Origin of the sequence: Maribacter sp. 4G9 (assembly GCF_002742265.1) — a bacterium.
In the GTDB taxonomy this organism is placed as follows: domain Bacteria; phylum Bacteroidota; class Bacteroidia; order Flavobacteriales; family Flavobacteriaceae; genus Maribacter.
In genome coordinates this window covers 125,443-139,505 of sequence record NZ_MDGL01000149.1, presented here as the reverse complement: position 1 = coordinate 139,505, position 14,063 = coordinate 125,443, and the positions used below count along the sequence as shown (strand labels likewise).

The 14,063-nt window shown below is 39.9% G+C and carries 16 protein-coding genes; 8 read left to right on the top strand and 8 right to left on the bottom strand.

The annotated features are described in order from the left end of the window. Positions 1-18: 18 nt before the first annotated feature. Complete coding sequence (locus tag BFP75_RS14760; RefSeq protein WP_099546130.1) at positions 19-1,443, bottom strand: Gfo/Idh/MocA family protein; 1,425 nt, start codon at positions 1,441-1,443, stop codon at positions 19-21. Between the two features lie 295 nt (positions 1,444-1,738). Between BFP75_RS14760 and BFP75_RS14755 the strand changes: the two genes are divergently transcribed. Continuing rightward, positions 1,739-3,151 (top strand): glycosyltransferase, encoded by a 1,413-nt coding sequence (locus BFP75_RS14755; protein WP_099546129.1) that lies wholly within the window; start codon positions 1,739-1,741, stop codon positions 3,149-3,151. Between the two features lie 60 nt (positions 3,152-3,211). Here BFP75_RS14755 and BFP75_RS14750 read toward each other — a convergent pair whose 3' ends face one another. The 3 genes from BFP75_RS14750 to BFP75_RS14740 all read right to left on the bottom strand — a co-directional run bounded on the left by BFP75_RS14750 (position 3,212) and on the right by BFP75_RS14740 (position 5,108). After that, on the bottom strand, positions 3,212-3,889 hold the full coding sequence (locus tag BFP75_RS14750; RefSeq protein WP_099546128.1) for an HD domain-containing protein: 678 nt from the start codon (positions 3,887-3,889) through the stop codon (positions 3,212-3,214). Beyond that, entirely contained in the window at positions 3,886-4,623 is a 738-nt protein-coding gene (locus BFP75_RS14745) for a lysophospholipid acyltransferase family protein (protein ID WP_099546127.1), read from the bottom strand. Before BFP75_RS14745 ends, BFP75_RS14750 begins: the two co-directional genes overlap by 4 nt. A 74-nt stretch (positions 4,624-4,697) precedes the next feature. Further along, positions 4,698-5,108: a BrxA/BrxB family bacilliredoxin gene (locus tag BFP75_RS14740; protein ID WP_099546126.1), complete on the bottom strand. Its 411-nt coding sequence runs from the start codon at positions 5,106-5,108 to the stop codon at positions 4,698-4,700. Between the two features lie 134 nt (positions 5,109-5,242). Here BFP75_RS14740 and BFP75_RS14735 point away from each other — a divergent pair, with 134 nt between their 5' ends. The 4 genes from BFP75_RS14735 to BFP75_RS14720 all read left to right on the top strand — a co-directional run bounded on the left by BFP75_RS14735 (position 5,243) and on the right by BFP75_RS14720 (position 8,736). Beyond that, complete coding sequence (locus BFP75_RS14735) at positions 5,243-5,983, top strand: TerB family tellurite resistance protein (RefSeq protein WP_099546125.1); 741 nt, start codon at positions 5,243-5,245, stop codon at positions 5,981-5,983. A 14-nt stretch (positions 5,984-5,997) separates the two neighbouring features. Beyond that, positions 5,998-6,582 carry a HupE/UreJ family protein gene (locus BFP75_RS14730; protein ID WP_099546124.1) on the top strand — a complete coding sequence of 195 codons (585 nt, stop codon included), beginning with the start codon at positions 5,998-6,000 and terminating at the stop codon, positions 6,580-6,582. A 91-nt stretch (positions 6,583-6,673) separates the two neighbouring features. After that, a complete protein-coding gene (locus BFP75_RS14725) occupies positions 6,674-7,105 on the top strand; it encodes a deoxycytidylate deaminase (RefSeq protein WP_099546123.1) in 432 nt (143 codons plus the stop codon). Positions 7,106-7,110: 5 nt separating this feature from the next. Next, positions 7,111-8,736 (top strand): S41 family peptidase, encoded by a 1,626-nt coding sequence (locus BFP75_RS14720; RefSeq protein ID WP_099546122.1) that lies wholly within the window; start codon positions 7,111-7,113, stop codon positions 8,734-8,736. Here BFP75_RS14720 and BFP75_RS14715 read toward each other — a convergent pair. Continuing rightward, on the bottom strand, positions 8,733-8,936 hold the full coding sequence (locus tag BFP75_RS14715; RefSeq protein ID WP_099546121.1) for a hypothetical protein: 204 nt from the start codon (positions 8,934-8,936) through the stop codon (positions 8,733-8,735). The genes BFP75_RS14720 and BFP75_RS14715 overlap by 4 nt on opposite strands. 35 nt (positions 8,937-8,971) lie before the next feature. Beyond that, positions 8,972-9,556, bottom strand: coding sequence for a MarC family protein (locus BFP75_RS14710; protein ID WP_099546120.1), 585 nt, complete (start codon positions 9,554-9,556; stop codon positions 8,972-8,974). Positions 9,557-9,666: 110 nt separating this feature from the next. Between BFP75_RS14710 and BFP75_RS14705 the strand changes: the two genes are divergently transcribed. Then, complete coding sequence (locus BFP75_RS14705; protein WP_099546119.1) at positions 9,667-10,236, top strand: DUF3109 family protein; 570 nt, start codon at positions 9,667-9,669, stop codon at positions 10,234-10,236. Here BFP75_RS14705 and BFP75_RS14700 read toward each other — a convergent pair. Together BFP75_RS14700 and BFP75_RS14695 are read right to left on the bottom strand one after the other, a co-directional pair. Next, positions 10,229-12,217, bottom strand: coding sequence for a tetratricopeptide repeat protein (locus BFP75_RS14700; RefSeq protein ID WP_099546118.1), 1,989 nt, complete (start codon positions 12,215-12,217; stop codon positions 10,229-10,231). The genes BFP75_RS14705 and BFP75_RS14700 overlap by 8 nt on opposite strands. Before the next feature lie 6 nt (positions 12,218-12,223). Then, positions 12,224-12,958 carry a LytR/AlgR family response regulator transcription factor gene (locus BFP75_RS14695; RefSeq protein WP_099546117.1) on the bottom strand — a complete coding sequence of 245 codons (735 nt, stop codon included), beginning with the start codon at positions 12,956-12,958 and terminating at the stop codon, positions 12,224-12,226. 307 nt (positions 12,959-13,265) lie between these two features. Between BFP75_RS14695 and BFP75_RS21915 the strand changes: the two genes are divergently transcribed. Both BFP75_RS21915 and BFP75_RS14690 read left to right on the top strand, forming a co-directional pair. Then, positions 13,266-13,415, top strand: a complete 150-nt coding sequence (locus tag BFP75_RS21915) for a hypothetical protein (protein ID WP_165776611.1) — start codon at positions 13,266-13,268, stop codon at positions 13,413-13,415. Between the two features lie 12 nt (positions 13,416-13,427). Further along, positions 13,428-13,931: a hypothetical protein gene (locus BFP75_RS14690; protein ID WP_099546116.1), complete on the top strand. Its 504-nt coding sequence runs from the start codon at positions 13,428-13,430 to the stop codon at positions 13,929-13,931. Positions 13,932-14,063: the final 132 nt, after the last annotated feature.

Here is a 14,063-nt window from a genome sequence, read left to right as displayed (position 1 = left end):
TGCTTAAATTGGATCAGTTTAGCTTAATTCCCAGCCTTTTCGGTAACTTCCTTTTACCCATTCGTTGGCCTTGTCCCAATTGGTTACGCGCATATTGTCACCATCCCAAAGGATTTTTCTTCTACCGGGATATTCAAAGGGATCCCAATCACCCAATTTTTTGCCTTCTTTCAATTTTTTATATTGAAAGGCCTTAATGGCCAAATTACCCATTAAAACGGCTTCGGTCAAAGGTCCGGAGCGTTCAAAATTGGAGGAAGTTTCAGCGCCTTGTAGACATCCTTCCACAAAGTTGCGCTGGTGTCCGCCAGTATCACCTTCAATCCGTTTTAAATAGGGTTTTGGGGGTGTCAACAATTCCATGGTCGTTGAGGGCAATAATCGCGCGTTTCTGGAATAGGTATCACAGACCAAAATCCCTCGGGTACCGTAGAAAATGCTTCCTCCGCCAGAATCGCCAATGGTTTCGCCATCCTTCAGTTCATCCGGTAAATCTGGGAGCAATCCGCCATCGTACCAGTTAAGTGCGATGTCACCATGCTCAAGAGTATTGAATTTTAATCGGACGATGGAAGATGCTGGGCACGATTCGCTGTAGTCCGCCTCTACGAAGTCCCCAACCCAGTTGGTGGTGCAACTCGCCTCTGCCTCTGTTGGATAGCCTAGCCCCAAAACACTAAAAGGAGTTTCCATAATATGGCAACCCATATCACCCAAAGCCCCTGTACCAAAGTCCCAAAAGCCTCTCCATTTAAAAGGAAGATACGCGTCATTATAATCCCTCATTTCGGCAGTTCCCAACCAAAGGTCCCAGTCCAGTCCCTTGGGAATTCGGTCCTTGCCTTGAGGTACGGGAACACCTTGGGGCCATACGGGTCTGTTCGTCCAACAATCTACCTTATAAACCTTTCCAATAATGCCAGAATCTATCCATTCCTTGGCTTCCCTACTGCCGTCACTTGAGGCACCTTGGTTCCCCATTTGGGTGACAATGCCGTTTTCCTTGGCGACCTGTGTCATCAAGCGGGCTTCATTGATATTATGCGTCAACGGTTTTTCAACATAGGCATGTTTTTTTGCCCGCATAAAAGGCAAAGCTATGGATGCATGCATGTGATCGGGCGTGGCCACCATTATGGCGTCCATATCGTTCAAATGTTTGTCATAGACCGTTCTAAAATCCTTGTACCTTTTTACATCGGGAAAATTGGCATAGGTTTCGGCGGCCCTTCTATCATCGACATCGCAAAAGGAAACGAATTTTACTTTTTGGGTTTCGTTAAGGCCCTGGATCACACCGGCACCCCTTCCCCCAACCCCAAAGGCACCAACATATAGCGTATCACTGGGAGGAACATGTGATTTGCCCATAACAAAACTGGGTACAATTGAAAAGGCCGCGGACGCGGCGGCGGTATTTTTAATAAACTTTCTTCTTTGCATGGTTAAATAATTTGTCTGGGCTAGTAAGGTACAAAAAATTGACTTTTTATTTCTGCCTTGTAGTTATTATTAAACTTATAAAATGATGAGGTGTATTTTTTGGTATTCATAAAAAAATGATGTCACCTTCATTTTGAATTTGATGAATTTATAGGCCTAATCCATCGCAAATTCTTACCAAAAAGTTAAAGAATCGCTTTTTACATAAATATATCATAAATAAAAATCCAGAGTGGCATTGTAGCCGTATAACCACTAGAACAAATCAAGGACACAATTGAAATCTGAAAACACAATGACACCAAGATTAAATGATGTTGACCGCTCCGATACCAAACCAAGTATAGCGAACGGTTTTTTATTGAAATCAAGGTTCCAATCTTTTATTCAAAACGCAAATGCGCGGGGCGTTTTTGTTATGGGCAGCACGTTTGTACTAATGATCGCGTCCATCTATATAATGTATGTCTTGCAGGCAGATTATGACCAGTTCAATCAAGACCGAATGAGTACTACTTTCGGTTTAATATTTATGGTTATTGCGACCGGGCTTTTTCTATTCAAAGCTGGTTTTTTTGTCTACACCTTATACAGATATTTTCGCTACAGGGCAATAGCATCGGTTTCAGACGAGGAGCTTCCTACATGTACCGTTATCGTTCCCGCATACAACGAAGGGAAACAGGTATATGCCACTTTGATGAGTTTGGCGGAAAGCGATTATCCCGTAGAAAAACTACAATTGCTTTCTATTGATGATGGGAGCAAGGACGATACCTGGCATTGGATGCAAGAGGCCAAAAAGGTTTTGGGTGATCGGGTTTCCATTTGCCAACAACCGAAGAATATGGGAAAAAGACATGCCTTATACCGTGGTTTTAATGAGGGGATTGGGGAGGTTTTTGTAACTGTGGATAGTGATTCCATTGTAAAGAAGGATACCTTAAGGAATTTGGTAAGTCCTTTTGTGACAAACGAAAACTGCGGTGCCGTTGCAGGTAACATTAGGGTATTGAACAATAAGGAGGCCTTGATTCCTAAAATGTTGGACGTGAGCTTTGTTTTGAGTTTTGAATTTGTAAGATCAGCCGAAAGTAGCCTCAATTCAGTTCTTTGTACCCCGGGGGCCTTGGCGGCATATCGCAGAACTGCCGTATTTGCCTGTTTGGATGCATGGATAAACCAAACCTTTATGGGGCAACCATCCGATATTGGAGAGGACCGTGCCATGACCAATATGATTTTGAAGCAAGGATATCATGTGCTATTTCAAAGAAATGCCTATGCTTATACCAATGTTCCTGAAAAATACAAAGGCCTTTATAAAATGTTCATTAGATGGGGCAGGAGCAACGTTAGGGAGAATATTGAAATGTCCAAGTATGTATTTACAAACTTTAGGAAAGGAAACAAGGCGGGCACACGACTATTGTTCTTTAGTCAGGCAACTAAGATTGTCATGAGTTACCCATTCCTTTTGTTTATGCTGTATTTTGTTCTAACACATCCAATCTTATTTGTTAGCTCAACGTTCTTGAGTATTCTGGTACTATCTACTTTTCCAGTTATTTTTTATGCGAATAGATATAACTTTATAGAATCATTCTGGGCTTATTCCTATAGCGTAATGTATACATTCGGACTGTTCTGGATAACTCCTTATGCCATTGCGACCGCCAATAGAAGAGGTTGGTTGACCAGGGGATAGTCAAAAAAATCGAGATTATTAATTTTCGTTGAAAGGGGAATCTATTTGGATTTCCCTTTTTTATTGCTTTGGTTTAGCAATCAATGGATTCCATTCGGCATAAAACTGTTCCAAGTAATCCAACATAAATTGGTGCCTTGATTCCGCAAGCTTTTTCCCTGTAGGAGTATTCATTTTATCCTTTAGGAGGAGCAATTTTTCGTAGAAATGGTTGATGGTTGGGGCAGTAGAATTTTTATAGGCTTCCTTGCTCAGTTTTAGATTTGGGGCAATATCAGGATTGTAGATTTCCCTGTTTTTGAAGCCGCCATAATTGAATGCCCGGGCAATACCAATAGCACCAATGGCATCCAAACGATCGGCATCCTGAACAACTTCAAGTTCCTTGGAGCTGAAAGACTTCTTTTTGGACTTATCTAGACTGTTTTTAAAGGATATGTGTTCAATAATTTTTATGACATGCCGGACTATTTTTTTCTTGACCTTAAGAGAGTTAAGGAAGTCTGAGGCCATTTGAGGTCCTACAGTTTCATCGCCATTATGAAATTTTGCATCGGCTATATCGTGCAATAAGGCTGCGAGGCTTACCACAAGAATATCCACTTTTTCGTCCTTTGCAATGAGCATACTGTTTTGAAATACCCTTTTTATATGAAACCAATCATGCCCACCTTCGGCATTCTGTAGTGTTTCCTTTACAAAGGCGATGGTTTCCTCAACGATTTGGGTATTGCTCATTTAAATGAATTTATTCCGGAAACTACGGCAGCTTCGGCTTTGGCAAGCAATCCATCAAAGTCTCCATCATTTTCAAATGGTTCGTGGACATCAAAGGAAACTTTCGCCCCTAATCCCATGGGGAATTTACCATATTGGACCAATTTCCAGGAATTATTGATGCTTATAGGAACTATCAAAGCAGATGGGGCTTTCTTCATCAGCATCTTTAATCCCATAGGTTTAAAGGGTTTTGGATGTCCATCCCTACTTCTTGTTCCTTCGGGGAAAATAACGGCGGTCCGGTTATATTTTTCTATGTATGTACCCAATTTTCCAATTTCCATGATTGAAGCTTTGGCATCCTTTCTGTCTATCAAAACTGAACCACCATGCCTCAAATTATACGAGACGCTTGGAATTCCTTTCCCCAATTCCTTTTTGCTCACAAACTTTGGGTGGTGTTTCCTCATGTACCAAATTATGGGGGGAATGTCGTACATACTTTGGTGATTGGTCACTACTATTAGTGGTCTATCAGTTGGTATTTCGTGGGGATTTGTAAACCTGTACGTAGTTCCTAGAATATTAGTTGAGCGCATTAAGCTAAGATTGAGGAGGCTAACAGTTTTCTTAATACCCGGATAACCAAATAGTTTTAAGCTCAGCCAAAGTATAGGATGGAAAACCAACAGGGTCATCCCAAAGGCAATGAAAAAAAAAGGGGTAACAATGTAGGATAGTATCTTTTGCATGTTACAAAAATAAAAAACCGCTCTATTAAGAGCGGTGTAAAATATCTAAAATAAGGTTGAAAAAAGGATACTGCCTAGCAGAAATCGTTGTAGGCTAGTACAAGGTTCTCAGCAATCATTTCAGCAGGCCTTCCCTCAATATGATGGCGCTCTATCATGTGGACCAGTTCGCCATCCTTGAATAGGGCCATGGAAGGTGAAGACGGTGGAAAGGGAACCATCAAATTTCTTGCAGCGTTGACGGCTTCCGTATCCACTCCTGCGAATACGGTGACCGTATGATCTGGAGTTTTTTCGTTCCGTAAGCTCATTTTTGCCGCTGGTCTAGCGTTGGCAGCCGCACATCCACAAACGGAATTGACCACTACCAGTGTGGTCCCTTGCTGTTTGATGGCATTTTCAACTGCTTCTGCCGTATATAATTCTTCAAACCCGGCAGAAGCCAAGTCGTCTCTCATAGGTTTTACTAATTCTGCTGGATACATAGTTTATTTTTTTATTAAAAAATCTGAGACACAAAGATAAATAATTTGAACTATTTTAAGGGAGACCTTAACGTTTCCTTAGTCGTAGGTTTTCTACCTAATATTATATCTTTGGCAATTATCAAAAGATAGCAATGATTAAATGGATTGGGGCTTTAGTTGGCTTTTTTATTAGGGGATTTGCGGGCGCTGTTCTAGGTTTTTTCGTTGGAAGTGCCTTGGACAGTCTTTTTGGGTCGGGAAATGGTAGGGCGCAGACCGTTTTTGGTGATTTTACAAGACCCAATGTATCTCCTGCGGACTTTGAACTGAACTTACTTTCCTTATGTTCCATTGTAATCAAGGCAGATGGGCAGGTAAGCCAACAGGAAATGGACTACGTACGGCAGTATTTTGTAGGCACTTATGGAAAGGAAAAGGCGAACGCCATTTTTAGGACCTTTAACGATATCAATAAAAAAAGGGAAATTTCCGCACAGCGGATAAGTAGTTTTTTGGCACAAAGGACACGGTATGAAGTACGGCTCCAATTACTTCATTTTTTGTTCGGTATCGCTCAGGCCGATGGGAATGTCAGCACTCCAGAGATACATAAAATCAGGGAAATTGCCGGTTATCTGCGGGTATCCCAAGTAGATTTTGAAAGTATTATGGCCATGTTCATAAAATCGGCCGATAATTCCTATAAAATATTGGAGATAGAAAAATCCGCTACTAATGAAGAGGTAAAAAAAGCCTACCGTACCATGGCTAAAAAATACCATCCGGATAGGGTGAATACACAGGACGAGGCCATAAAAAGAGGTGCGGAGGAAAAATTCAAGCAGGTGCAGCTTGCCTATGAAACCATACAAAAGGAAAGGGGAATCAGTTAAAAAAATGACTAGTTATGGAGAATTTTTGGTTTTACATAAAAATGGGGCTAAACCATGTGTTGGATTTTAGTGCTTATGACCATATCCTGTTTTTATCGGCATTGGCAATTCCTTTTACCTTCAAGAGTTGGAAAAAGGTCTTGGTCCTGGCAACGGTCTTTACGATTACCCATTGTCTTTCCTTGATGCTTTCGGTTTTTGAAATAGTGGTTATGGATGTTGGTTTAATTGAATTTTTAATACCCGTAACCATATTTTTGACGGCAATCTTCAACATAGTTTACTTAAAGAGGTTACAAGGGCAGAGCAATATTTTGTTGCATGCACTGGCAACCGCTTTTTTTGGTCTCATCCACGGTTTTGGATTTTCAAATTATTTTAAGATGCTGATTTCAGGAGAGGATGAGAAAGTAACACCGTTACTGGGATTCGCGACCGGAATCGAAATCTCCCAATTAATTATTGTGATGGCCGTACTGTTGTTGGCTTACGCCGTCCAAAACATGGGTAGGATTAAACAATCCATTTTTGTTTTGGTAGCGAGTATTATTGTTTTATTAATCACAATACCTATGTTATATCAAACGTTTCCTTGGTAAGGCATCTTAAAAGTTAAAATTGTCCCTATACTTTTGCGAAGGTTTTTAAAGCAGGTATCTTAGACAAACCAAGAATTGTGCTTCCGTTTACATGAACAAATCGAAACAGGAAAAATACGACAGGGCCTATTTAAGGATGGCTAAGGAGTGGGGAAAACTCTCATATTGTAAACGTAGGCAAGTAGGGGCCATCATCGTTAAAGATCGTATGATCATTTCAGATGGCTATAACGGTACACCTACCGGTTTTGAGAATTTTTGTGAGGATGAGGAAGGGTACACCAAGTGGTATGTACTCCATGCGGAGGCGAATGCCATTTTAAAAGTGGCTTCCTCCACACAAAGCTGTCAGGGTGCCACTTTATACATTACCCTGTCACCTTGCAGGGAATGTAGCAAGTTGATTCACCAATCTGGCATAAAACGTGTTGTATATCAGATAACGTATAAGGATGATTCAGGGCTCAAATTTTTGAAAAGGGCCGGGGTGGAGCTTGAATTTATGCCGCAAATAGATGATTGATTGTAATGAAGAACAAGTATACATATCTTTTGCCCACCATAATCGCCTTGGCATTGGCCATAGGCATTTTTGTAGGCGGTAAGCTTAACTTCAATGACAGCCCAGAAAAATTATTCACCACCAATTCCAAAAAGGACAAGCTCAATAGGTTGATCGATTATATCGACTATGAGTACGTGGATGATGTAAACACGGATAGCATCGTTGATGTTACGGTAAACAGTATTCTTGAAAAACTAGACCCCCATTCCGTTTATATTCCCGAAAAGGAGATGACCCGCGTTGCTGAGAACATGAAGGGTGATTTTGTAGGCATAGGTATAAACTTCTATCCGTACAGGGATACCATATCCGTTATTCGCGCGATAAAGGATGGACCCAGTTTTGCAAAGGGGATAAAGCCGGGAGACCGAATCCTAATGGCCGATAATGATACACTTTACGGTAAGAACATGCCCAGCGATTTGATCGTTCAGAAACTAAAGGGAAAAGAAGGTACCCCTGTCAACCTTAGGGTGTATCGAAAATCAGAGGATAGGATATTCGACGTAACGGTGACCAGGGGGGTAGTACCCATTAAAAGTGTGGAATCCTACTATATGCTCTCCGATGATATAGGTTATATAAAAGTGAACAGATTTGCAGAGTCCACCTACGATGAATTTAAATCAGCCTTGGAAGAACTTCGAAACGAAGGTGCCCAAAAATTGGTATTAGACCTTCGTGACAATCCCGGGGGCTATTTGAACATTGCCGAGCAAATGGCGGACGAATTCTTGGAGGACAACAAACTTATATTGTTCACCAAGAACAAAAAAGGGAAAATAGACAAGACGTATGCCACAGGTAGGGGAAGTTTTGAGGATAAACCTATATATGTTCTTATCAATGAGCGTTCCGCCTCCGCTAGTGAAATTGTGGCAGGTGCGCTTCAGGATAATGACATAGGTACTATTGTGGGCAGAAGATCTTTTGGAAAGGGCTTGGTACAGCGTGAAATGGCCTTGGGCGATGGATCGGCCGTTCGATTGACCGTTTCCAGATACTATACCCCCACCGGTAGAAGCATTCAGAAAAGCTATGCCAATGGCAACAAGGACTATTATGAACGATTTACGGATAGATACCACAATGGCGAGATGGTATCCGTGGATAGTATAAAAGTGGCCGACTCCTTAAAGTTCACAACTCCAAAGGGAAAAGTTGTTTACGGTGGAGGAGGTATTATACCTGATGAATTCGTACCTATTGGCTCCAATGAGGAGGAGGCCGTTGAGAGTATGGATAGCTTGGGATTTTTATCCTTTTTTGTATTCGAACATCTTGATGGGAACAGAGGCTTGTACAAGGATTATACGGCGGAAGAGTATTTCAGGTATTTTAGGGTGGACGACATCCTATTTGAAAAGTTTGTGGATTATTCCTTGGCCAGAAACCTGAAAATGAATTTTTACGATTTTGAGGATAGCATAAAATTATATCTTAAAGCTTCTTTGGCGGAACAACTGTTCGATGCCAATATGCATGCTAAAATAAAGAGTGTAAAGGACCCTATGCTGTTAAAGGTATTGGAATTGGACAATCCCACCATTAAACAAGCGGATGCGGCCGCTATCGAGTCGCAAAATTAATCCTCATCCAGGTTTTTCTGTATTTTTTTACTGGTATAGAATATAAGTATCAAAACAATGGCGCATAAGGAGGCCATGACTCCAATTATGGCCACGATACTGTTACCTTCAAAAGGATTTTCAAAGTCAATTAAGGTTACATTATAGGCGATAAGGGCAACCGCACAAACAACCAGTATAATCGTTAAAGTCCTATTCATTTTAGTCGCTTAATGCTTTAAAAATACAATCTTTTTTATTGACTGAAAAGTTCGTTAATATTCGCGGCGAAGAGTTTAACTGCAATGGCCATTAATATGACACCAAAGACTTTTCTAATTATGTTGACCCCTCCTTTGCCCAAGATTTTTTCAAGCTTGACGGAGGATTTTAGTACGAGATATACAAAGATTAAATTAATTATGATGGATATAATGATATTCTCAACATAATACTCCGCTCTTAAGGAGAGCAATGATGTTAGAGTACCCGCACCAGCGATCAAAGGAAAGGCTATAGGCACAATGGAGGCACTTTCCGGTTCGTCGTCCTTATAGATGGTGATGCCTAGGATCATTTCAATAGCAAGAAAGAAAATAATGAACGAACCCGCCACTGCAAACGAGTTTACATCGATACCGATAAGGTTTAAGATTTCTTCACCCAAAAATAAAAAGGCGACCATGATACATGCCGCTACGATCGATGCTTTTTCAGATTGGATATGCCCTACTTTTTTACGTAGGCCTATGATGATCGGAATACTTCCAAGTATATCGATTACGGCGAATAATACCATGCTCGCCGTTGCAATTTCCCTTAAATTAAAATGGAACGTCATTCTAAATTTTTTGCAAATTTACGTTTATAAAACCTCTTTGGATGTTATTAAATGGATAATAATTAAAGGGACAAAGTAAATGCCTTATCTTTCGGCACTAAAATTTTCACATGTTCCAATTAGGAAAAACCATTGTATCCGAAGATATTATTGAAAACGACTTTGTTTGCAACCTAAATGCCTGCAAGGGAGCATGCTGTGTGGACGGTGATGCCGGTGCACCTTTGGAAGAAAAGGAAACGGAGATCTTAGTGGATATTTATGCCAAGGTAAAACCTTTTTTAAGGCCCGAAGGTATCGCCGTAATCGAAAGTGAAGGTGCCTTTGTGAAAGGTGAGGACGGAGAATGGGAAACCCCGCTTATAGATGGAAGCGAATGTGCCTATGTAACCTTTGATGAAAGGAGTATTGCCAAATGCGGAATCGAGGAAGCCTATAACCAGGGAAAGATCAAATGGAAAAAACCTGTTTCCTGTCACCTGTATCCCGTAAGGATTAAGGAGTATACAGCGCTAACCGCGGTAAACTATCATAAATGGCATATCTGTGACCCCGCCTGTAGCTTAGGGGAAGAATTGAAAGTACCCATTTACAAATTTGTCAAGGACGCGTTGATACGAAAATTTGGAAAGGATTGGTACGACGAATTGGAGCAAGTGGCCGCAGATTACCTTAAATAGTTGGAATGTGCAGCATGATTCTGGTGCCCGATGGTTTATTGTCATCGTCGTAGATATCTATGATCTCTACCTGAAAGGAGTTTTGATAATCCTTGGAAAAATTCGCAAGGCGCTCTTTTGTAATATCAATACCCACTGATTTTCCTTTAAGGACTTTGCGTTCCTTGATTTTTTCTGCCGCATCGCGCCCTACCCCATCATCGGTAATGGCAATCTTTATAAAACCCTCCCGGCCTTTCATTACATCGAGCTGTATATTTTTTTCGCCTTCCTTGGAGGAGAGTCCATGCCAAAGGGCATTTTCCAAAAATGGTTGGAGTATTAAGGATGGAATCTTTACGCCATGGACATCGATATCGTCGGCAATATTTATTTTGAAAATAATCTCGTTTGAAAACCGAATGTTTTCAATGTTCATATAAAGTTCGACCGTTTCCAATTCCTCGGCCAAAGAAATTTCACGTTGCGAGGAGGCTTCCAAAATCTTTCGAACCAATTTGGAGAATTTATTTAGGTAATGGACGGCGTTTTTCTTTTCGTTGTTTATTATATATAGTTTGATGGAATTCAATGAATTGAATAGGAAATGGGGATTCATTTGGCTACGCAACATGGTCTGTTCCAAGGTAAGTAGTTTCTTTTCGCTGCTTAATTGATATTGTCTGTATAGGATGTAAAGAATTCCGGCCGCCAATGCCAATCCAATGAAGGTCACTAGCAACATGGTCTTATTTTTTCTCAAGGTTATGGCCTGGTTCTTTACCTCTTCTTCCAAAGACTTGAGCTGATCATTTTGCTTTTCTGCCTCATACCTTACGATCATATCGTTTACATACCTAACATTCAGATTATTGGTTACCAGTTCTTCGTATTTTTTGGATTCTTTATAAAAGTCCATCGCCTTTTTAAAGTCATCCTTTTTCATCCACAATTCCGATAGAAATTTGTTAGCTTCCGCAACTTCTGATGGATAATTATAGGTTTTGGCTATTTTGAGTCCTTCTTTTAAATAGAGTTCCGCTTGTGTATAATCCCCGATGTTCAAATTGGCCCAACCAAGATTGTTTAGAATAGTGGCAATGATTTCCTGATTACCCAATATTTTGGCCCGTTCCAAAGAGGATGTAAGCAGTGCCAGTGCCTCATCCATTTTTTTCATATGAACATAGATATGGGCAATGCTGTAGTTGCAGATGATTTTTCCCTTTTCTGAGCTTATTTCTTCGTTGTAGGAGAGCGATTTTTGAAAATTATCCAAGGCCGGCTCCAACTTTCCCTGGGCTTCATAACATTCTCCAACGTTTTGATGGTTTATGGCAAGCCCTAATTTATTATCCAGTTCCTTCTCTAATTGCATGGATTCCTTAAACTTTTGGATGGCCAGGTCGTATTGTTCCAACAATTGATAGATATTGCCAATGGAGTTTAAGGACACGTTGATACTTCTTTTTATACCGGTGGAGCGGTCTTCCGGTTTTATAGTTTCTGCAAGTTCAAGGGCTTCTTGGCTATAATCCAATGCGGATTTGATGGCTTCCGTACGCCTATAGACCACACTGATCATATTAAGACTATAGATCCTGAATTCTAGATTGTCAGATTCAATGGAAAGTTTTAATGCTTGTTGAAAAAGTTCAAGCGCTTTTGGATAGTTGGAAATATCCCTGTATACCCTACCTAGTTGATTAAGGGCATACAATTCCCCGTCTGGATAACTATTCTTCTTGGAGGCCTGTATCACGAACCTCATGGAGAGCGTATCTTTACGGTAATTCCTTAGAATGCTATCTATATCGGAATATGTTCTTGGCGCATTGATGATCAACTCATTTACTTGGCCTTTGAAATCATCTGAAATATTTTGTGATCGGGTAGACTGGAATGAAAGAATAATTCCATAAAAAAGGATAAACCTTCTTATTAGATAAGAAGGTTTGAGGGATAAGGGATTCCAATGATTTTTAAATGGTAACAGAATCATGTAATCTCATAATAAATCAAGAAAGTCCGACTTCTTTTGTCTGGAAACAGGGATCTTATGATTGGACTTTAAGACCACATATCCATCGGTTTTAAGGAATTCCTTTATTTTGTTTAAATTAATGATATAGGAATTGTGAATTCTAAAAAAGCAATCTTCCGGCAACAACTGATTTACTTCCTTCAATTTTTTTGTAAGGACTATTTTTTGGCCGTCCGTTAAAAATAGGGTGCTGTAATTGCCATCGGACTCCGCATATAGTATTTCATCACTGTCCAAAAAAAGCAATTTGCCGTCCGTGTTCAAGGTAATTCGTTTATTGGAAGACCTAGAGTTGAAATTTAGCAATATCTGTTCCAGTTTTTCCGCCGTTAAATTCTTGGAGTTGAACTTTTTGATTTTGGAAATGGTGTCTTCCAAATCATCTGAATCGATAGGCTTCAACAGATAATCTATGGCCTCGTTCTTTAGGGCTTTAATGGCATATTGGTTATAGGCCGTCGTAATGACCACGGGAAAGTTTTTGTTGGTCAGTTTTTGGATGAATTGAAAACCATCCATGGTGGGCATTTCTATATCCAGGAACAGACAGTCCGGCGTATTTTTTTCCAAATATTCCAGAGCTTCAAAAGGGTTGGTAAAGGACGCCATCACATGAATTTCTTCACTGAAATTGGTGAGCTCCCAAGTGAGACTTTGGAGCGCCTTTATTTCATCATCGACGATTACAGCTTCTAACATATGTAGTATTTACACTAAGGGAAAGTTAATCAAAATTAGTACTACGAAGATAAAGACATAAGTAATTTGTATCAATGGGGTTTATTTGAGTATAACTGGTATAAATTATAAAATGGGTTGTTTCAGCATTTGAAAAACTTAATCTTATAAGAAAAGTAGTACAGTTTTTTAGTTTATCAGGATTTCTCCAAAACCCGATTCCCAATTATACAAAAAAGAATGCAGTTTATACAAGTTGCCCTTAGCGGCGTTAAACTTGTCTTAATTTCGTTGTGGTTACATGTTTAAAGAAAAAATGTTTTTGATTATGAAAAGATGTTTACTAATGTTCGGGATTTTGTTGGTAGTGGTAATTGTGGCATCTATACTCGAACACAAGCGCTCTGAAAATGCCATACCGGAAAAATTGGCCATGGGCCAGAATGAGCCAAAAACCATGGTTGTCCCAAATAACTAAATTTTTGAAGTGATGATAAGTCGTTTTGGCATTAAAATTACCAAGTATGTTTTTTTAGGGATAATGCCCTTTTTGTTGATTTCCAATTCTGATGATAAAATGGATTTTGTATTCGGTCAACCCACGAATGAAAATTTGCTTCCATCCCAACTTGATTTTGGTTTGGCAGTAGAAGAATCGGATGCGGGTACTTTATTTAATAAATGGACACTCGTTTTTAGCGATGAGGAGGACCAAAGCAAAGTTGAGTTGGTAATGAGGGTCAAAAATACCGGGAGTGAATTAAATGAAGGGGCTTTTGAAGTGCACAAGGTAGATGGTTTCTTAAATGGTTTCGAAGGAATTTTTGGCTATTTTACCCATAAGGATTTTGGCGAGAAACCATTTTTTGCGGATAGTGGAATCGTTAGGATATTTAGGTTGGATCATAAGCGTATTGAAGGATTTATGGACGTAACCTTGGTAAACGACTATGGAAGAACCATTAGAATTTCGGATTCATTCCGAAATTATTAGCAATATACGACCCTAGGAATGTTCTATTCCGGTCAATGTTTTGGGCGCCAATAGGAATGACAATGCAACTTTGTATTGTATTACTAGTCTGATATTAGGTTTCGGGGGAACTACCTAGATTAGCATTTGGTG